5 protein-coding genes are annotated in these 22429 nt (G+C 46.5%); all 5 read left to right on the top strand.

What is annotated here, in order from left to right; all coding sequences use genetic code 11:
• Positions 1–45 precede the first annotated feature (45 nt).
• Positions 46–8796 (top strand): LamG-like jellyroll fold domain-containing protein, encoded by an 8751-nt coding sequence (locus Q0954_RS23070; protein WP_299460902.1) that lies wholly within the window; start codon positions 46–48, stop codon positions 8794–8796.
• A gap of 445 nt (positions 8797–9241) precedes the next feature.
• Positions 9242–9793, top strand: coding sequence for a hypothetical protein (locus tag Q0954_RS23065; RefSeq protein WP_299460900.1), 552 nt, complete (start codon positions 9242–9244; stop codon positions 9791–9793).
• Positions 9794–10743: 950 nt separating this feature from the next.
• Positions 10744–14238 carry an amino acid adenylation domain-containing protein gene (locus Q0954_RS23060; protein WP_299460898.1) on the top strand — a complete coding sequence of 1165 codons (3495 nt, stop codon included), beginning with the start codon at positions 10744–10746 and terminating at the stop codon, positions 14236–14238.
• Positions 14239–14989: 751 nt separating this feature from the next.
• Positions 14990–18592 carry a hypothetical protein gene (locus Q0954_RS23055; protein WP_299460896.1) on the top strand — a complete coding sequence of 1201 codons (3603 nt, stop codon included), beginning with the start codon at positions 14990–14992 and terminating at the stop codon, positions 18590–18592.
• Positions 18593–18605: 13 nt separating this feature from the next.
• Positions 18606–22429 (top strand): DUF6443 domain-containing protein (locus Q0954_RS23050; RefSeq protein WP_299460894.1); only part of this gene is annotated, 3824 nt, incomplete at its 3' end.

Raw genomic sequence — 22429 nt, 5'->3', positions numbered from 1 at the left:
AGCCCCAAGCTTTTGCCAAATCAGCTGTATGTCTACACTTTTATTATGAAAATACACAAACAATTATACTTGTTGAGTGGTTTGCTTGCCCTGCTATTGCTGGGGAGCCATCAATCGCTCCGAGCCCAGAGCCACGGCATACTGCGCATGAATGCAGTTAACCATGCCACCCACTTCAATACAGGCATTGACCTACAGGCGGCTTTGTCAGCAGGCATTGCCCAGGAAGCTTCTATAGAGTTTTGGGTACGTTCTACCTTTGCCAACAACGACTGGCAACTGACCGATATACTGGGCAATGACCAGTCTTTATCGCTGAAAATGACGGCGGGCAACCAGTTGGTCGTCCGTTTGGGAGGCACCAGCCAAACCATTGACTTGAGCGGAACGGTACAGGCAAGCACCTGGCACCATGTTACTTTGGTGTACAAGTTTCAGGTATTGCAAATATACATCAATGGGCGCAAGCAAGCCGAAGTAACGGCAAACCTTGCCACTACTTATCCGCGTTATTTGTATTTTTACCGCGAACGCAACCAGAATAGCCTGCTTGAAATAGCCGAGGTACGTACTTGGAACAAAGCGCGTACTGAAGACGATATTGATGCCAACTGGTTGAGAAGTTTCACTAAGCTGGATGCAGTGGAGCTCACCAACCTGATTGACAATCGGGGCTTGTATATGCTGCTCGGACAATACGAAAAAGCTTCTGTAGCTACTTCTGTACTCGATTCATTAGACACCATGCAGTGGAGAGATGCCTTGGCGGGTTCGCCTAAAATGGGGCAAGGGGTACGTAGCTACAGCTACAAGGGCATTATGTTGATGGAAGTAAGAGACGACATAGAACACCCTATTTTCTTAAACGACAAGATTTTGCTGAAAGCCTCTAAAGGAACTCACCCTGATAAAGTGGTGCTTACCTGGCCACATATCAAAGGAGCCACTAGCTACAACATATTCAAAAACGACAGCCAGATAGGGTCGGTCAATGCAGGCTCTAATGTGGGAGATAACCTTGCGTTTGAAGTGAAAAGCAATATTTTGCCTGGCGAAACCGACTTGTATAAAGTCAAAGCCAACGGAGAGGTTACCTCTACTGGACTAGATTATGGGTTTGTTTTTCACAATGGGAAAATATCGGGCACTGTAGCTTCTTCGAGCAAAGTGGGTACGCCTGAGGCAGCCATTACCCTTGAGGGCGATGGTGGTTTGCCAGGGCATGCCTTGGGTTTGGCGAAAAACTCCAAGCCTTTGTTGGTAAAAAATGTGGATGTATTTAAGAAAAGTGGGGCTGCCTCTGATTTTATGGTAGAGTTTTGGTACAAAGGAGCCACCACTGAACCCAACACGGTATTTGCCTTGGGCAATGTACAGGTGCAAATGCAGGCAGGCAACACCGTTGAAGCAACCAATGGAAACGGCACGCCTTATCTGGTGTATACCAACCCTGCCGGAGATGACCAATGGCACCACTATGCTATAGTGTGGTCTGCCATTGGTGGACGTATATATATAGATGGGGCTTTGGTAGCAAATAATTCTACTGCTTATGCCTATAGCAGTATTGGGGTGTTGAACACCTGGAACATCAACGCCAGTGCAGGCACTGACTATGCCTTGGACGAATTGAGGGTGTGGGGAGTAAAAAGAGGCACCGTGCGTGTAGATGAAACCACCCACCGCGATGAAACCGACGAAGAGTGGATGGCAAGCCTTGATAAGCAAATACATCAACATTACCCTTATGTAATTAGTGGTAACCAGGACACCTACGAAAATTTGTGGTTGTATTATCGTTTTGATTTGGATGCTGATAAGGAAACCTACAACCAGGCAAGCCACACCGCCGGACGCTATATTGCTACAACGACTGATTTGCTGAACCGGGTGGCAACCAACAATGCCATGAAGTATGTTGTCTATACCGATGACTTTGGTAACTATGTGATGGAAGGCTTGAACTTTGGCAATACCAGCACTACTTTTATTGTAGCACCTGTCAAAACCAACCATCTGTTTAACCCTACTGCCCAAAGCATTTTGTTGCAAAGTAGCACCCAGGCGAGCGACTACACCAAGTCTAAAGTAGATTTTACTGATGAGTCGCAATTTAATATTTCGGGCAATGTATTTTACTTTCAAGACGGGGTGGAATACCCTGTTCCCGCCGGGCAAACCTTTCAATCTGCTTCAGGGGCCAATCCAACTCCTTTGGACTACATCACCATCAACAGCGAAGAGGGCACGCCAGTAGGCTCTGATAACTTTGGGCAGTACAACCTAAGTTTGCCCATTGGGTTGCAGCACTTTCAAGTAACCAACCGTGAACAGTTACGTACGTTTGGTGCACAGAGCCTAAAGTTTGACGGAGTAAACGATTTCGTCAAATCTGCCAATACTTTTATTGCGCCTGCCAATGGTGCCACTTGGTCGGGTTGGATCAAAAGAGACGACTTTGCCGAAGGACAAGTGCCTGCCTTGCAAACCATTATGCAAGTAGGCAACATTCGTTTGGTGTTGCGCAATAACAGCTTTTTGGCGCTGTATGATGCAGCAAATGCTTCGTTGGTTGAGCTGCCGTTTGGCAACAGCACCGGCTGGCAATTTTTTGCTTTTACTTACCACCACACCACCCAAACCTTACACCTGTATACTGGAGTTTCCAATACCGCCGCCAGTGCTACTACTATAGCCTCGTCTGAGTTGGCAGGTTTTATGTACCTGGGCGCCGAAGGTGTCAATTTGGGTGAAAACTTAAAGGCTCATTTGCACTTGATAGAAGTACGAGACGTGGCATACAACAATGCTGCCTTAGATGACCTGAAAGCGGGTAATTACATAGCCAACGATGACCAGCACCTGACCCATTCTTATGCCTTTGGTGAAAACGCCCAAAGCCTGCGAGTGGTGAGCAATACTGCCAATAGCCAAGCCCATGCCTTGAACTTGCTCAATGATGTAAATGATGAGTCTACCATGCCATTGTTTGATGGGTCGGTAGCCAACCCTTACACGCGTAAATACAAATACGAGTATGAAGCTCAAGGGGCTTTTGCTCAAGAAGCAAAACAGGTATGGAATGTGACCCAGCCCGAATCGTCGATTAACTTCTACAACCATACCCGTTATGGCATCACGGGTAACATCATTATTCCTTGCAACAACAGCATTGGCTTGTGGGATGTAACTGTAGAGCGTACCGATGTGACCAGCCCTACATTTAGCAAAACTTTTACCGCGGGTACTACCCCCAGCGTTAGCGATGTTTTTAACAGCGAAGGAACCGTGTTTACCGTAAATGACTTGCTACCTGGGATTTACAAAGTAACTTTGACCAATCAGGCAGACCCCACCATTGTCAAAACCCAGTTTGGGGTAGACATTACCAAGGGTTGGTCTACAGTAGACATAGAATACCGCAGCCCTTTACAGGTAACCACAAGCGTGGTAGAAATTTTGGACAAGACCCAAGGCTGGATTGCTTTTGATGCTACCTCTGCAACCAACTATTGCGCCAACGAGAACAGGTTTATTTTAGAGCAACAACAGCAATACCGGGTACGCCTTGAGTTCTTTGAGCAATATGGCGATAGCAAATGCTATAGTGCCAATACTGACTACTATGTGTCGGGAGATTTGCCACAATACCATGGCAAAGGCGAAGTAGTGGGGAGCTCGTCTGATGCGCCGTTTACCAGCGCCACAGGCATAGACACGGTGGCAGTTTGGACGGCTTACCCTAATTTTGCGGGCGAACATACCCGTCAATTGACAGTAAATGCTACCAATAGGCCAGCGACAGCTTCGTTAACTGCCTGGATAGTGGGCACTGTTCAAGACGAAAATCAAACTTTTACCCTTACTTTTCCTAATGTAAAGCAAGTATTATATGATCCTCCAGGAGATGGAAGTAGCATTACTTGGGGCAAAGGGGCTACCGTCAATAGCAGCTCTAGCCTGATCAATACAGGTTCGGTCAAACTTGCCACTAAAATTACCTCTGGGGTCAAACACTCGGCTTATATGGGTGCCTGGTTTGGAATGGGGGGAGGCTCGGTAGTGTTATACGAATCGTCTACCGGCGAAGTAAGCGCAGGAGGTGCCATTGCCGAAAATATAAGCATAGGTGGAGGAAAAGTTACCACAAATGCCTTAAGTTTTAATACCAATATCACTACCCCTGAGGGTACTTCGCCATTGCCTGGAGAACAAAGTGATATGTTCTTTGGTACAAGTGATATTATGTATATGGGTACTGGTAAAACAATCTCAGTAGTAGATTGTAAAGCTGCCAACTCTAATAATGACCCGACCATTTCGGTAGAAACGGGGGCTAGTTTTGTGTTTACCCGTTTTGCCATCGAAAAGAATCTAATTCCTAACCTACGTACCTTGGTCACTAGTTTGCGTGCAGGCTTAAACGACACTGATGCGGAGAATAAAAACCGTGAAAGTTTGTCGGCCAACGACCGGGGAAAAGTGGATACGATTAAAAATCGTTTGGGCGACATTAGAAAATGGCAAGAGGTGTTGAATAAAACTGTTGCCAACCGTGATCAGGTATTTCAAGGTACCAACAATGATCCCTTTACTATGCAAAACGATGCGGGAACCAAAAGTTTGCCAGCTGGACCCGTAGCATTATCTGGACAAACCAACCTGGAGTATGCCATTGGCAAAAACACTACCACTAGTAAGGTGATCAATGTGACCAACACCCTGGACTTTACCAAATACTTCAAAACAAATGCTACAGTGTTTAGTGTGAAGTACAACCTGGAAAGTGAAATTTCCTTGTCACACGAAATAGATTCTCAAACGAGCAGTGGCAATGAAAATAAAGAAGCGTTTACTATCAACTTGTTTGACGATGACGCAAAAGATCAGTTTAGTGTCAGGTTCAGACAAGATCCTGACTACCCCACGCCTATTATTGTGGCTAGAGCGGGCGAGTCTATGTGTCCAGTAGAAAAACACACAGTGGCACGCCAAGGAGTGCAATTGACAGTAGACAATAGTACTGCCTGGGCAGACCTGAATGGGGTTGCTTACTTTGATGTGACCATGAGCAATGTACAACCCAAAGACGAAGCTTCGGCTAAAAACTACATTATCAGGATTCCTTCAGAGCATTTGCCTGTAGGCATAGAGATAAAGGTAGAAAACCTTGCCGATGCAGTGCTTACCTCCAATGGATATGTATTTAACATCAAACCAGGCGAAAGTAAACACATTCGCATAGAAGCTTACCGAAGAGGCGATAATGCTCCGGTCGAGTTCAAGAATATTCCGCTTACTTTTTTCTCTGCCTGTGACGAAAGCCTATTAAATTTTTATGGAGGAGAAAAAGTGCAAACTGGTACCGACGCTGTAGGAAATCCTGTGTATGCTTACGAAAAAGGCTCTGACAAAAAAGCCCTTGTATACAACTCAGATGGAACTGAATATGTAAAGTTACGCGATGTAGTAAAGCTTAATGTGAACTTTCATGCACCTTGTGCTGGCAATATAGAAGTAGCTGCCCCTGCTACCAGCTGGGTAGTAAACAGTACCTCTAAGAACATATTGCCATTTAAGTTTAAGCCAGTCACTCCTCATGCCACTTTTGCCAAGGTTCGTTTAGAGTTTGCTTTGGTTTCTTCTGACGAAATTCAGTTTGCCAAAGAAGTAACCCTGACCGAACTGGGAACACCTGACGCCCAGGGGTATTATACGTATAATCTCAGCACTATTGCCATTGGAGCCGATCAAGCCTATAGAGCAAGGGTAGTACCTATCTGCGGAAGCGCCCTGGAAGATTGGGAGGTAAACAACCCAAGCGACTGGATAACTGGTAACATTCAGCGTGCCAACCCAACCATTATAGAGGTATCGCCTCTCAACGGGAGCACTGCTGCAAGTGCCCTTGCCACCGCTACCTACAACAAACCCCTCAATGCCAATGGAGTCAATCCGTTGAGTGTATCATTGCGCGGCATTTTGGGCAGTGTAAAGTATGTACCTACTTCAGCGTTGTTTGACCAAGTGGCTGACCAAATCACCATTCCCGATCAAAATGTGTTGGACTTGGATAGTTCTTATACCGTAGAGTTTTGGGCAAAGCCAGATAAAGTGCACAGCAATATTTTATCTACACCTATTATCAGTAAAGGAACTAATCTGAATATTTCCTTTATTCAGGGCAATAAAATTTATGCCGGACAAGGCGCTGCTTTTACGGATGAGTCATTGGATACTGACGGCTGGACCCACGTGGCAGTAGTATTTATCAAGGGAGAGGTTGTTAACACGCTGAAGATTTACCTGAATGGTACGCTTGCCAAAAGTGTTTCAGCAGGCATTCAGCACTTTGCTGTCAATGCCAACGATTTGGTCATAGCACAAGCCAATAGTACCGAGGGCTTTAAAGGCGGGCTGGACGAGATACGTATTTGGAACAAGGCATTGCTAGAGGCAAATATCAGAACCAATATGAAAAAACGCCTCATTGGTACTGAAGAGGGTTTACAAGCTTATTATGTGTTAGACAACATTGCACCGGACGGAGAAGCCATCCGTGACTTTACCGGCAAAACCAAGGGCACTACCAGCGATGGAATTACTTTTATTACCAAAGACCAGGCTGCCCCGTTGGATGTGGAAACCATCGTGCATGACATTCCGGTAGCCGTAAGTACTTCGGCTGATCTCACCAAGGTGATCGTACAGCCAGTGGCCACCTTTGCCCCCGAATTACTGGAGGGTGCTTTGCTCACTGCTGTCATCAATGATGGTGCAATTAAAGATGCTTTTGGCAATCCGGCAGCAGGCAAATCCTGGGCTTTTAGGGTAGATGGCAACAACGTAGGCTGGAACCAGGCTAACTATACTGTAGTGCAAACCACCGGTACCAGCCAGTCGTTTGACTTAAGCTTGGTAAGCACCAATGCTGCCGAGGTTCAGTACCAATTGACCGAGGTGCCCATGTGGTTGAACATTACCAACAATGCGGCTTTGGCAAATGGTGTATACATTTTGCCAGGAGGACATACCCACGCAATGAGTTTTGCTACAGCGCCGTGGCTAAGTGCGGGTACTTATTACGGACAGGTAAAAGCTAAGATCACCCAAGGGGCTAATTTGTTGGGGTACGAAACCTTGGACCTGAAGGTAATTGTAAGTTGCGATGACCGCCACTTAACCATTACGCCAGCAGACTTTACTTTTAATATGAGCACCCAGCTTACCATTCAAAAAGCGGGACAGGTGTATACCGACGCCACAGGCAAAACCTTATTGGTGAGAAACAGCAAGGGGACTCTGGTGGGCAAAGGAATTGTACAAGCAGTAGGCAATGCAGCTGTGGCTTCGCTCAATATTTACTCTAATGAACAAACGCCCGTTAACCCTACTTGTACGGTGTATTTGTGGGATGGCACAGCTTGCCAGGAAAACCCGATAGGTACTGTAGAGTTTGCCAATGGTGTTACTTTGAACACTACTCTGGACGCTGACTATTCGGGCAAGGCACAGTATACTATCAACCTATTGGGTAAAAACCACTGGCTGAGCTTTCGGGCAACCAACGTGCCAGGTGGCAAGACGTTATCGTTGAATCAAGTGACTGGTTTTCAGGCAAATGATGCCATTCAAACCCAGGGAATGGATGCCTTGGTAGAGGCAATATATGATGGTACTCAGTGGAAAGATGCTGGTGGCAATGTGCTGACAAACTTTTCTTTGGATGTGACCAAGTCGTATCTGGTAACTTGCCACAATGGAGGCAGCAGAACCCTGCAGGTAGCTGGATATCAGGCAGACCGTAGCCAAACCATCGACCTGGTGGCAAACCCTGACAATGGCAACGATACCGACAACAATGCACTAGGGTATACCCGTACCGATGCCATTGCTGTAGTACAGGCAATGGGTCGTTTGAACCCTGATCCTTCTATAGGAGATGTGGTGGTGTCTAAAGAAGGGTTAGCCCAATATACATTGGTGAATGGTACTGGTACTTGGGTAGGCTCATTGACTCACCTAATACCAAATCAGGGCTATAAAATTAAAGTAGCCAACACGTCTACTCTTAAGTATTCTAGCACTTCTGGCATTGTCCTAAGGACAAGTACTCAAGTGGCAGCACCAGTCAAAGCTGTGGTAACCGATGCCCAACGTTTGCACCTAAGCGTAAACGCGGGAGATTACAAATACTCTAGCCATGTGATAGGTGTATTGCAAAGCGCCGAAAACCTGAAAAATGAGCAAGATTATATGGTGGTGGCATTTGCGGGCAATGAGGCGAGAGGCGTGGCAATTCCACAACAAATTGAAGGCAAGTGGTATTACTTTCTGACGGCTTACACCAATCAAACTGGGGAGCAATTAGACTTTCAGTTGGTGGCGCGTGCCAATGGAGATGCCTATGCCTTAGAAAACGTGATGGGCTTAACGCCTTCGGCTTTGCAAGGAAAAGTAGCCGACCCTTATGTGTTCCGCTTACGCAAAGATGCATCTGCGGCTACCCAAACGGGTGAGGTAGGTCTACAGTTGTTCCAAAACCAACCCAACCCCACCCATGACCAAACTACTATTGCTTATTATTTGCCCGAATCGGGACAAGTAAGTTTGACAGTGACCAATAGCCTGGGACAAACTGTTCAAACTTTGGTCAATGGTATTGTGCCCAAGGGACACCACCAGGTAATGTGGAATTTGAAAAACCTGGCGGGAGAGCGAGTACCTAAAGGAACCTACCTTTACACCCTCAAAACTACCCAGGGTGTATTGACTAAAAGATTGGTGATTCAATAAAAAACGAGGGATGAGCGGGAGCGGGGGCGTTGCCTGCCAGAAACACTGGCGAGATGTTGCGGCATCGTCTCTTCTCCCTTTTTACTAACCTTGTTAAAACCACTAACCTTTCGTAGTGTGTATTTTTAAAAACACAGCATGTGACTAAGGTCGCGTCAGCTAGACTCAGCCTTAGTTTGTTGCCGTTAAGAATCTGTGAAACGAAGCCGTAAAAACTGATCATTGTTTGAGCGAAGCGAGTTTGAGCAGTTTCGGCGTAGTAGAACAGATTTAGGCGAAACAAACTACAGCTGCGGGGTTTTTGATTACTTTTTGACCTGGAGCAAAAAGTAATGGCTTACAGGTACTCGAGTCATTGACTTTTATTAGCTTGTGTGCTGACTGGCATCTTACTTTATTAAACAAATTTTTGACCTTCGACAGGTCAATGAACCAAAATAAAAACATGAACAAAATATTTATCATAAGTCTGTTAGCCTGTTTAGGCTATGGAGCATCGTGCCAGGCACAGCTCAATGATTATACTACTTACCAATTGGCTTTTCGTAAAGGGGGTAAAATTATTACCATAGAGCCCAACTTGAGCGCTGCCACTACCTCGTCTGCCCACGAAAGAGCCAACCAAGTAAGCCAACAATTGATTTTTAAACGCCATGGCAACGCAGGCATGTTAATTGCGTCATTGGCTGCCCCTAATAAATTTCTTAAGCGAGGCAAAGAAGGAGACGCAGATAAGATTACTTTTGCTGCTTATGACAGCAACCATGCCGCTGATTATTTGTGGATAGTCACTATTGTGATAGGACAAACAAATGGAATTGTCAGCACCAGTGAAGGAGGGAGGATGACTGGTTTGTTGAGTGCCCCCAATGACTTGACCCGTGCAATAACTTTACAGGTGGATGGCTCACTTAAAATGAGTACAATCGACTACAGCTTGGTCGATGACCCACATAGGTTGTACGTATCTAAAAAAACAAGCCCAGGAGATTTTTAAGCAAAACAACATCAAAAATAGTTAATTTAGTACATGGCAAGTAAAGGAATTCTTTGCAATGGGTTTACTTTGCTTGGTGACAATTTTCTTTGTGGGCTTTTGTCCTTGCCTGCTCCAGACTTGTCTTTGGAAGCAGCATGATACTCCTGTTACTCAAAGCAATAATCAACTTTAAGCGTTGAAGACCAAGCAACACCAGAGTAAGCATTAAAGACAGGCAGGCGATGGTCTGCCTTTGGTGCTTTAGGTCATAAAAGTTACTTCTATCAGAATAAAAAGAGTAAAACCACTAAATTTGACCTGCGTTTGATGCGAAGTGTTAAACTTCTGCCGTCGCTTGTGTCTTCACAAGAGACCAGACTGTCTTTGGGCGCTTTTTTTTAGAGACTCAATCAGCGAGTGGAGACACTCGCTGAGGCGGTGGCGGTATTTTTAGGGTAAATTTTCTACACTTGTTTGCTTAACCTGACGGCTATGTGTTTGACACGAAGTGCTAATCATAAGAGTATGACTTTTAGAGTTGCCTAAAGCATGCAAACCACACAACCCCTGAATCGGAGGATTTTCAACCATTCCAAAACGCCTGTATTCAACCAAGGGCGAAACATTAGTTTTTAATTTTTCTGGCAAATTAATTCTACCAAAGGTAGTTAGGTGGCAAACTATGCTCTCCGTAGAAAAGCTTTGATTTAGAATGATAGCCAACAAGTAGGTGAGTGGATCACTTGCACTATTAAACTCAAATAAAACACACTAGTACCTTATCCTCTAAGTAAATGCACTATTTATTTTGGATGAGATTTGTTCTCTGACGAACTTCAAAAATGGAGCATAGCCATAGCTACGCGATATTTTTGAAGTAAAGTCAGAGTGCAAATATCGCCGAAATAATGTATCAGGTATTTAGAGGTTGAGGTACTAGCCAATATAATAAAAAAGGATAAATAATTATGGATAAATTACTGGAAACAACTATTTGTGGACTGATCGTAAAGCAACAATTGGCTCACCCAACAAAAATAGCCATCATTGATGGCGAAACCAACATTGACTATAAACAGCTGATAAAACGAGCCAATGAGGTAGCAGGAGAACTTAAGAACCGTGGGATAAAGCCAGGAGCTTTGGTAGGGGTGTGTATGCACCGCTCCTGGGAACTGGTGGCTGCCCTTATTGGAGTGATGCAAGCAGGAGCAGCCTATGTTCCGCTCGACCCTGCCTACCCACAAGACCGGGTCAGGTACATGTTAGAGCACTCCCGTGCAATGGCTACCATCGTAGACAATGCCCACACTGCCGACTTGTGCGGAGGAGAAGGTGAACTCATCTGGATGAATAAAGTGGGCAAACATACTGATAGCGTTGTAAAACCATCTGCGAACGACCTGGCGTATGTCATTTATACTTCAGGCTCCACTGGTCGCCCAAAAGGAGTAGCAGTTGAGCATAGAAACGTAGTAGCCATGAGCCAGGAAATGCGCGGGCGATTCAGTGATGAGGAGCTGGAAGGGGTGTTTGCGGGAGCTTCTGTGTGTTTCGACACTTCTGTCATGGAAATCATGGGCACGCTATCGTTAGGCGGTACAATTATACTTGCAAAAAATGCCCTCGAACTAACCAAGCTACCCGCAACAGACCAAATAAAAACTTGCGTAATGGTGGCATCGGCTTTACAAGCCTTGCTCTCTGTAGAAAAACTACCTGAGGGCATACAATGCCTGATTTTTGGCGGTGAAGCACTCAAACACTCATTGGTGGAGCAAGTACACGCCCAAAAACCCGACCTGAGAATATTAAATGCGTATGGTCCTACCGAAGACACCGTGTACTCGACCATTGCCGAAGTTGCGGCGGGCACTCAAGTAGTTACCATTGGCAAGTCGGTGCCCAATTCACGTGCCTATATTCTAAACGACGCTTTGCAACCTGTGGGGATGGGAGTAGCTGGAGAACTTTACCTTGCCGGAAGTAAGCTGGCGCGTGGCTACTTATACGATGAGGCACTGACTAAAGAGCGTTTTATCGAAGGCATCTCCAGCGACCTGATTCCAGACAATCGCCTGTACAAAACGGGTGACCTGTGTCGTTGGACAGAAAATGGTGAGATCGAATTTCTTGGACGAGTCGACCAACAGGTAAAGGTCAGGGGCTTTCGAATTGAACTGGAAGAAATAGAGTCGACACTTGAAACAATGCCAGGTGTTGACGCTACCGCTGCTGCTGCGGTAAACGGAGGCATTGGACAGAAAATATTGGTAGTGTATGTAGTAAGCCAAGATGAAACCGTAACCGAGGCGAGTGTGAAAACTTATTTGACAAAACGACTCCCAAAATACATGGTGCCCCAAGTAGTAAAACACCTCAAAGCTTTGCCTCTTTTACCCAACGACAAACTCGATCGTAAGAAGCTCATGAGTTTAGAGGAGGAGCCTGGCATTGACAATGGTTTGGCAAGTACACACCACAAACAACCCACCGAAATATTGTCCCTCATTCAAGATGAGGTCGCTGCTTTACTCAACTTGGGCGATGCTACCCAGGTACTACCAGACCACTCGTTCGATGGCTTGGGCATCGACTCGCTCACTACCCTGGAGTTTAGTCGGCGACTCACTAAATTACTGGGACAAGAACTGCCAGCGCAGGCTATCTTCGAACACCCTACCCCCAAGGCACTCGCCAATTATATTGTCAGTACTACAGGAAGCACCCTCAATGACTGCTCGGCAAACAAACTACCCGGCGTGGCTACAGATACGCTTGCCAGTTTCCAAACCCATATACAATCCAGCCACCCCACGTTTCAGGCGGCAAAAGCATCGGCTTGGGACGCCACCGACAAAAGCAAGTTGGTGCAGGAAGTCTTAGCCATGGTAAACAACGACCGACGCAACCCTTATAGCAAAGTATTACAAACGGGAAGCGCCACCAGAGGCATGGTAGGCGATGCCTACAACGATGAGGTGCAGGAAGCGATCATCTGGACAACCAACCTATACCTTGGTTTGAACCGCGATCAAGAAGTAATGAAAGAAGCCTCTGATGCTTTGGCACGCTTTGGAACAGGCATGGGCACTTCGGCGGCAGCATCTGGCATGACCAACCAACACCTTGAGTTCGAAACCGAATTTGCCGATTTGGTAGGCAAGCCCAGCGCTTGCCTGTTTCCTACTGGCTATACTGCCAATGTAGGAGCAGTAGCAGGGCTATTGGGTAGAAACGATGTGGTGGTCATCGACCAACTCTGTCATGCGTCTATTGTAGATGGCGCCCGTTTGTGTGGTGCCACCGTAAGGACCTTTCAGCACAACAATGCGGCTGATTTGGCGGCGGTGCTTGAATCCGAAACATCGCCCTATCGCACGGTATTGGTAGTGCTCGAAGGGGTCTACAGCATGGGCGAAGGGGCGGCTCCAGTGGCAGAAATCGTGCGCACCGCAAAAAAATACAATGCCCTGGTGTTGGTAGACGAAGCCCACTCTTTTGGTTTTTATGGCGAAGGTGGCGCTGGTATTTGCGCGGCTCAAGGAGTAACTGAAGAGGTAGACTTTATTATGACCACCCTTAGCAAAGCCTTGGGCAGCCTGGGTGGAGTAGTGGCGGCCAGCCAAGAACACATTGACTTGTTGAAGTCGTCTTCCAGAGCGTATATTTTTCAGGCATCCATTAGCCCGGCAGACATGGCGGCAGCGCTGACTGCATTGCGACGCCTCCGTTCTGATGATGCTTTGCGCGAGCGATTATGGAGCACAACCCGTTACATGCGCCAACGTTTCGAAGAGGCAGGTTACGACCTGGGAACCGGAGACGGTCCCATTGTTACCCCTCACTTTAGCAACAAGGATAAATTGTATGCCATCGTACAAAGCCTGTATCAGCGGGGTGTACAAACATCCGCCGTAACCTATCCTATTGTAGAAAGCGGACGGGGGCGTTTGAGGCTTATCTGCTCGGCAGCCCATACGCGTGCAGACGTAGACAAGACACTGGAGGCGCTCATAGAGGCAGAGCGTGAAGTAGACCAACAAATGGCTGCAGTTTGTAATAAGGCAAAGGAGGAGTCCATTACCCACACCGACGTGGAACAATGGGCGAATGCGCTGCTTGTTTACCTGAAAGAAACAATGGCTAAAATTGATGCCCCAACCCCTAGTCTTGCCATATCTGTGAGCATATCGGAAGGCGCTGCACCCACCACCATTTTGGTGAAGGATGGAGACGTAACCCTGACTAATCGCAAGCCGGAAGATTTGCCTTTTTGCACCTTGTCTTTTACCGATCAGGCGACCATTGTTGCCTTGCAATCGGCTGATGTGCAAGCCTTGCTTCAGAGCATTTCTAAGGGCAATTGTGTACTCAACGGGCAAGTCGAACCATTTATATGGTTGATAGGACGCCTGGTAGACCAGCGTCAGGACGCCTGCGTTTATGCCGAACTGGAGTAAAACAGAGCGAAAGCATTCTGCCTGTTTTCCTGTTTTTGCTAGTGCAGTTAGTAGGCTTTTAATAAAACAGTTTTTTATACCTGCCAGGTTTTCAAAACCTGCCAGGTATGGATATTTATCTTTGTTATAGGTTTTAAAATGCTTGACGGAAATATTAAATTTTAATTGTCTATATGTACCAAGACAAAATTAAATATACCTAATATGCAAGTATAACTGTCATATTATGAGAGAGTTATCTTTGCTTGTAGCTTATAGCTGATTGCTTGCTGCTACTTACTACAACGGCTGGCGCACGCGTCCCCGCGTGTGTTCCTAACGCGATTAAGTAGTTCTAAAAGATGCTTATTTTTGACTGAAGGCATTGTTTATCAAACATTTAAAGCCTTCGCTTGAAAAGTTAAGTTAACGCCAATGCGTCAAAGGCTGGCATAATTAACAATGGGCAAGTTCCTTCATAGGAGCTTGCCTTTGTTGCTTTCAGCATAAGATAGTGTATTTAAAAACCATTAAATAACTTATCATAATATTAAGTTATAATACAAAATAAAAGCCAAAAACACTCCGCTAATCAGCCACTGAATACACAGAAAAAAAGAAATTTTAAAAAAAATCCGAAGATTTTGTCCGGAACACCTCCATCAAATGGGTATAGTGATATTAGATGAGTTTTGCTTACGCCTTATTTGTTGTATCAGGCAAAAATCACCCAATAAATAAGGTCTACATTTTTAATTGAAGTTAACAAATAATGATCAATACATCTACCCAAACAATAAAAGCGATTGCGTTGGCAATAAAACTTATGTTCTGTTTATGTTTGACAGTACATATTGCGCAAGCCCAAACGCAAAATATTCCCCCATCACCCAATGCGGCAGCCCTCGAAAAATTTGCCGATGTACCTATAAGCTTGTATACAGGGATACCCAATGTAAGTGTACCCATTTATCAGCTCAAAAGTCGCACTTTGAGCGTTCCGGTGTCGCTTAGCTATCATTATACGGGTTTTCAACCCAATACAACCCCCAGTTGGGTAGGCCTTGGCTGGGCGCTCAATGCGGGTGGAGTCATCACTCGAACGGTGAAAGGCAAGTCAGACAACGCCCCCGATGGGTATTGGTCGTTGGAAAACCCCATCAAGGGAGACGCTGGTTATGAGCCTTATGGCAACCATGATGACTGGGTTTTTTTGGACGCCGTAGCCAACGGACGGATCAAAGACACCCAACCCGATCTGTACTCTTTTAACGTAGGAGGGGCTTCGGGCAAGTTCTTTATCAAAAGAAATACCAATGGCTCGTTTGCCGCCTATACCATCCCCTACCAAGACGTGAAAATAGAAATTCCTGCCGATATAGACAGCACAGTGATCCGTGGTGATTGGATAATTACCTTGCCCGATGGCACCAAATATACCTTTGGAGGCACAGGTCTTACCGAAGAAACTTCGGTGAGCAATGAATCAGGGGGGCAAGGAAGTGGTGAACGGTACATTTCTGCCTGGTACCTCAAAAAAATAGAATCTGTAAACGGAGACGATGAAATCAATTTTGTGTACACGGTGTCATCTGGTGAAATTGGCTACCAAGCCACGGTTGCTGAAAGCCGTAGTTTTGCCCAAACCATTGGGCAGGCGTTATGCAATGGCGCCAATAGCCAATCTCAAAGCTACCATGAGGTAAAAGTATTTGGGAGGTTACACATCAAAGAAATTAGAGCGAAAACCGGGCATAAAGTGGTATTTCACGAAACCGCCGAAAACCGTCAAGACTATCAAGACAAAGCCTTGGATAGGATAGAGGTAGTGTCGGCCAACGGAAACATTGTACAAACCCACCAATTGAGTTTTGGCTACATGGGACCACCCCTGCCCAGCATATACAAGGGCTACTTGTTGCTTACCAAAGTACAGCAAGTGGCGCCTCAAGGCAACCTGACCAAAGGTGCCTATGAGTTTAGTTACCACCGCCAGTCCAACCCTGGCTTAGTGTCTCGTCAGGGGAGCCTTGCCATAGACCATTGGGGCTATTACAACGGCGCCCAAAACTCCACCCTCATTCCTGATTATATCAACACAAATGGTTCAATCATACACAAGGGAGCCAACCGTGAGGTAAACCCTGAAGCGGTAAAAATAGGGGTGCTCACCAAAATGACCTACCCCACTGGGGGCGAAGCTTCTTTTGATTGGGAGTCTAATGTGTTCTTCGATAACAAAAGCTGCAATGGATACCTGGAAAAGGTGGCTACTACTACCCAAGTAGGTACAAGCTTTAGCAAACTACACAATGGCAGGCAAACCAAACGTATTACTTTTGTATTAGATACTACCCAGTGGGTAAGCGTTTATACCAGCGTGATAGACCACGACATTACCGAAAGTGAAGTATTTGGGCAAATACTGAGACCCATACGTGGTGATACAAATAATTTGGCGACCTACTTTTCCATGAATAAGACTGGGTTGCACAGGTTACATATGCCACCAGGTACTTATATACTGGAAGCCAGCGCCTGGGCTGCGCCTAACTTCTTGCCTGACAACCAAGCCATTGTATCTGCCCACATCAGAATAGACTATGCCAAGAACAAAGCCACCGATGGTTGCGACAAACCGGGGCCTGGCTTGCGCATTGCCAAGGTGACTATGACCGATGGACTGAACCAAGGCAACGACTTGGTAAAAGAATATTTGTACCACCAATTTGACAATAAAAAGGCAAGTAGTGGCTATTTGCCTGGTCTAATGCCGGCTTATGACACCAAAAGAGAATACACTGTACGGGATAACCACTCAGGATCACTTTGTACCGAAGTTGTTTGTCAATCGTTGACCCTTTCTTCGTCAAGTGTGTTGCGGGGGGGATATACCAAGGGCAGCCCCATAGGGTACACCAACGTAACCGTACTATTGGGCGAGGCAGGCGCCAACGGTAGAACCGAACACGAATATGCTTTTATGCCCGATAATGGCAGCTATGACAACGACTGGCAACGAGGGCATTTGCTCAAACAACGCACCTACGATGTACACGGACGCATTTTGCAAGCCACCCAAAACCATTACACTGCCCTGAATATTAAAAATGATATTAACCTTCACCGAGCCCACGGTATTACAGCAAGGTGGTATAAACGTTCGGTGTGCTTGCCCAATACCAAAGAACCAGGCACCAATACCATGACGGTGACCCACCACACACTGGTTTCAGCGTGGCATCGCCTGGATCAAACCGATAATTACCAATATTTTTATGACAATGGCGATGTGGCGGGTACTTCCAAGCAAGAGATGAAAACGGTGAGTAAGTATTACTACGAAAATCCCTTGGATCCAATGAAGAATATCCAGCATACCTTCTTGACCAAAACCGAAACCACCAACAGTAAAGGACAAACTATAGTAACCAAAAATTACTACCCACAAGATGCCTTGGTGAATTTGCCTTTTACCAGTAAAATGTATCGTACTGCTGAGTTATTGAAAGGCAAATACATGTTGGCCACCCCAGTGCTTAGTATTAGCCTGATAGACAACCAGGCAGTAGGAGCCACCTATACTGAGTTTGCTCAAGAGGGCAGTAAGCTATTCCCCACCAAAAAATATGTAGCGGAACTGACCACCCCATTGAGCAACATGGCAGATGTGTATCAAGTAGACGGTGCCGGAAACTTTGTATACTTAAAACTCAAAGAAGCTTATACCTTTGAGTCTGAATACGGCAACCTGATAGAAACCAAAGCAGCCGATAACATCAGCAGTGCCTTTATCTGGGACCACGCGCACAAATCGCAAGTAACGGCTCACGTGGTGAATGCTACCGCCGAACAAATTGCCTACAGCAGCTTCGAAACCGCTACCGATTGGGGCCACTGGAGCACCAACACGCCTACCTGGACGGTCACCGCCACTGAGCAACATACAGGAATGACGAGTTTGCAAGCCACCAACGGGGTGGTGACCCTGCAAAGAAGCGCTTTGCCTTCGGGGAGTTACCAAGTGAGTTTTTGGCAAAAAGGCAATGGGCAGACAACCGTCAATGGCACGGCAGCTTCGTTGGTAAAAACCTTGCCTTCGGGTTGGTCATTGTATCAGACCACAATTAATAATGCTACTTCAGTTACCCTGAACGTAGCCCAGGGGGTATACCTCGATGAGCTGCGGCTACACCCCGTAAACGCCCAAATGACCACTTTTAACCATCAGCTTTTGGTGGGTTTGGTGTCTAAAACCGATGCCAACCAACAAACCATTTATTACCAATACGACGGGTTGAATCGCCTACAGTTGTTGCGCGATTTTGAAGGAAATATTTTGAAAAGGTACACTTATCAATACAAGAATAAATAAGGAGATCAAAGAAATGAAACCATATAAAACAATATTACGTTTGTCTGCCCTTATGCTGTGGCTATTGCTAATGTTGCCATCAATAGCCATGAGTCAGTTGGTAGTAGGGGGAGCCACTAGCGTATGTGTAAACAGTTCAACCCCCTACAGTGCAGAAGCGTCTAATGGGTACATACCATCAAACTATAGCTGGAGCATTGTTGCTGGTTCAGGTACGCTATCTTCCACTACCGGGAAACACGTATCTGTGGAATGGCATTCTACTGGTATAGGGAAGCTTAGGGCAACTTATAGAGGGCCTGGTGACCCTTATGGTGAAACCGGACATCTTAACGAGACAGGGTACATCACAGTAAATATTACCAATACTTCACCGCTTACTTTATCGGCTTCTAAAATGATGGTAAGAGAAGGGGAGAGTGTAACCTTGACTGCAGGTGGTTGGTCAAACTACTCTTGGGCATATCCATTGTCAGGTTCAGCAAATCAGGTCGTGAGTGCTCCCTTGTACAACAATACTACTTTTGGTGTTAACGGAGCAGGGTTGGGCTGTGGAACCACCCGCTTGACAATACAAGTCATCAAAAAACCTTCAGTGGTCAGCCAGATCACTACTTTTAACAATAGCTACAACGCCCAGGCTACTCCCGGTGCCAATGGGACTACATGCCGTTGGTACAATGCGGGGGGTACCTTGCTTGCCGAAGGTACCAGTGTGACTATTCCGTCCAGTAATGTGTATGTGGCTTCTTACAACCCTACCTATGGGGTAGAAAGCGCCAGAGTACCCCAAAAAGTAGACTTTGTGCGAGTGATTCCTGTCATTGTAAATGCCTCCCCCAGCTTTTTGTGCGGAGGCGGAGAGGTGTCGGGTAAAATCAATATCAATGGTTGGACTGGCAACGTCAATGTTCCCGAAGGAGACGATGCAGGCATCATTACTTATGAATGGTTCAACGCCCAGCAGCAAGCCATTGGCAGTAGCCAACAACTGTTTTTGGGACACGTATCTGGCTCAAAAACATTTTATGTAAGGGTAAGCTTGGGTATGAACAATCCTATTGTCAGTCCGCTTATTCCTTTGGTAGTCACCGCAGGTACCCAGCCCAATCCACCTGCTTACCAGGTGAGCAATTGTGGCGAAACGGTGACTTTGACCAGGGCAAATGCGGGTGAAACCTACCACTTGATCATCGAAGAAAGAGAAATGGACACTTGGTACCAGGTAGCCAATATCAGCAGTGCTACTGGCGTATTTCAGCTGCCCACAAGCGCTGAACGTCTGTCGTCAACTATTCGCTACCAAGCCAAAATATCTAAGGGCAATGGCTGTTATAGTGCCCCCCAAACCATTGCTTTCCCTACTTTTAACTTGAGCAACTACAGCATTGGTAAGAACCCATCTGCCGCTCAGTGTGGCAGCGACCTTACCTTGAGCATCAATAACATTCAAGGCTATACCCATTTTTATTCTGAGTATTTATGGGCAACCAGCGATGGCAGAAGCTTCACCACCACGGTTCCTACCTTGGTGTTGCCCCAGGTAAAAGCAGGTACTACTACCATCTCAGTCAGGTTCAAAGACGCACATACTGGGTGCATAAGTCCCAGCATCACCACCAATTTTACCGCAAGCACTGCCATCAACCCGCTGAGCGTTCGCGACTTGACCATTACCAGTTGTGGGCAAAACCTGAGCGTAAATAACCCTCAGCCCGGCATCATTTATCACCTCAAACGCCAGGAGTATATTTCAGTCAATAATATCATCAGCGCACAAGGTTGGATAACCAGAGAAACTATAGCTACCAGTAGTAACGGGGTTTTTAGCAACTTGCCAGGCATCAACGCCACCAATCGTTACACATTACACTTAGAACCTGGCCCTACTTGTTTGAGCGAAGGTTTGGTAATAGGGCTTAACAGTTTGCCCTCCCCGGTGCTGTTGGGAGCTTCTTGCAAAAGCAAGAGTACAAGTGTAACCTTGCCTTGGTTGCCCGGAGGCGTGACCTCTTTTGTTTGGAAAAGAAGGCTGGTAGGTGGTTCTAATATTATTACAGCCCCCGGTGATATGGCAAGCCTTACTTATAGTTTTTTATCAGACACCAACTACGAAGTATGGGCAGAGGCCTCTATAGGCGGAGGCTGTGTAATGACCAGCCCCAAAACTACAGTTACTCCATTATTGGTGCCCTTGGCGCCTACTGTAGCAGCCGATGACCCACTGTTGTGCAATGCTTCTACTACCTTGTTAAGGGCTACGGGTAGTTCCAATACGGCAGGCATTGTGCGTTGGTATAAGGATGATCCCAATAGTGAGCCTATCAAAGTGGGTTCCGAGCCTTATTTACTCACCGAAAAACTGAGTACCACCACTACCTATTATGTGTCTTTATCGCACGGTGGTTGCGAAAGCCCCAAAACTGCTTTTTTGGTAGAAGCCTATACTGGTTTGCCCAAGCCTACCCTGGTAGGGGCTCCCTTAGGCATAGAAAAAGCGGGGCAAAAAACCCTCACCGTGGCTGGAGCACAAGCTGGGCAGGAGTATGTTTGGTATACCAGCCAAGATGACCACAACTTGGTGGCTGGCAACAACACGGCTACCTATACTGCCAATTTTACCCAAACTAAAGTGATATATGTGGCGCTCAAAAACGACAAAGTGGGTTGTGTGGGTGAAAAGCTGGCCATTCCGGTGCGCATTATGCCCACCTATGCCAATGTGACCGAGGCTGACCTGAACATTACTGGGGTACAAACCCTGCGGGTAAAAGAAACCAATCAGACCAACCTGGATGCTTTGTCGGTAACCAATCGCCAAACTTTTTGGGACAAAGTATATTTAGATGGTTTGGGTAGACCCATCCAGAGCTTGAGCCAACAAACTTCGCCGGGCGGAGCCGATGTGGTAAAGGCTGTAGTATACGATGAAATAAGCCGTACTCCGCTTACCCATTTGCCCTACACCTCTAGCGAAAACCTGAAGGGTTTTAAACCCAATGCCATTACTGCCATTGAGGGCTTTTATGCCGATGGAGCCGGAGGCACACGTGCTACTACTACCAAACCTTATACACTGACTACTTTTGAGGCCTCACCGCTCAACCGGGCGTTTGTGCAATACGCCCCCGGCAACAGCTGGGTAGGCGCGGGCAAAGGGGTAACCACCGATTTGTGGACCAACCCCGACCCCCAAAATGCAGGCACGGCTCCTTTTGACAAGGTAAGGCTGTTTGAGGTAAATAATGCATCGGCAAACGCCGAGGTAACGGTTCGCCCAGGCGAATTGACCTTGAACACCCTCCAAACCAAAAGCAATGGGCAGCCAGTAACGCACTATCAGGCGGACCCTAAGATAGTACTCAGCGAGGGATTTAGCATTGCGGCTGATGACCCCACCATTAGCTTTGAGATTGTGGCAAGCGACCAAAACAAACCTACTGCCACAGGTTTTTATGCGGCGGGTCAACTCAGCCGGGTAAGGGTGACCGACGAAGACGGCAAGCAAACCGAAGAGTTTAAAAACAAGGCCGGACAAGTGGTGCTCAAACGTGCCAAGGTAGACGCCCACACCTGGGCACAAACCTATTATGTATACAACGACTTTGGTCAGTTGAGCTATGTATTGCCCCCAGCGGCAGTAAAAGCACTGGACGATGCCAATTGGGATTTTGCTGCGGTTGATGCCCAGCTCGACAAGCTCTGGTACCGTTATTATTACGACGCCCGTGGTCGCCTCATCAGCAAAGAGGTGCCTGGGGCAGGCAAAGTAATGATGGTGTACGACAAACGCGACCGTTTGGTGCTTTCGCAAGATGCCAACCAACGCAACCTGGG

This window comes from uncultured Microscilla sp. (genome assembly GCF_947493425.1).
Lineage (GTDB): Bacteria > Bacteroidota > Bacteroidia > Cytophagales > Microscillaceae > Microscilla.
Note: the sequence above shows the minus strand (reverse complement) of the source record. Positions and strands in the feature narration are given on the sequence as shown.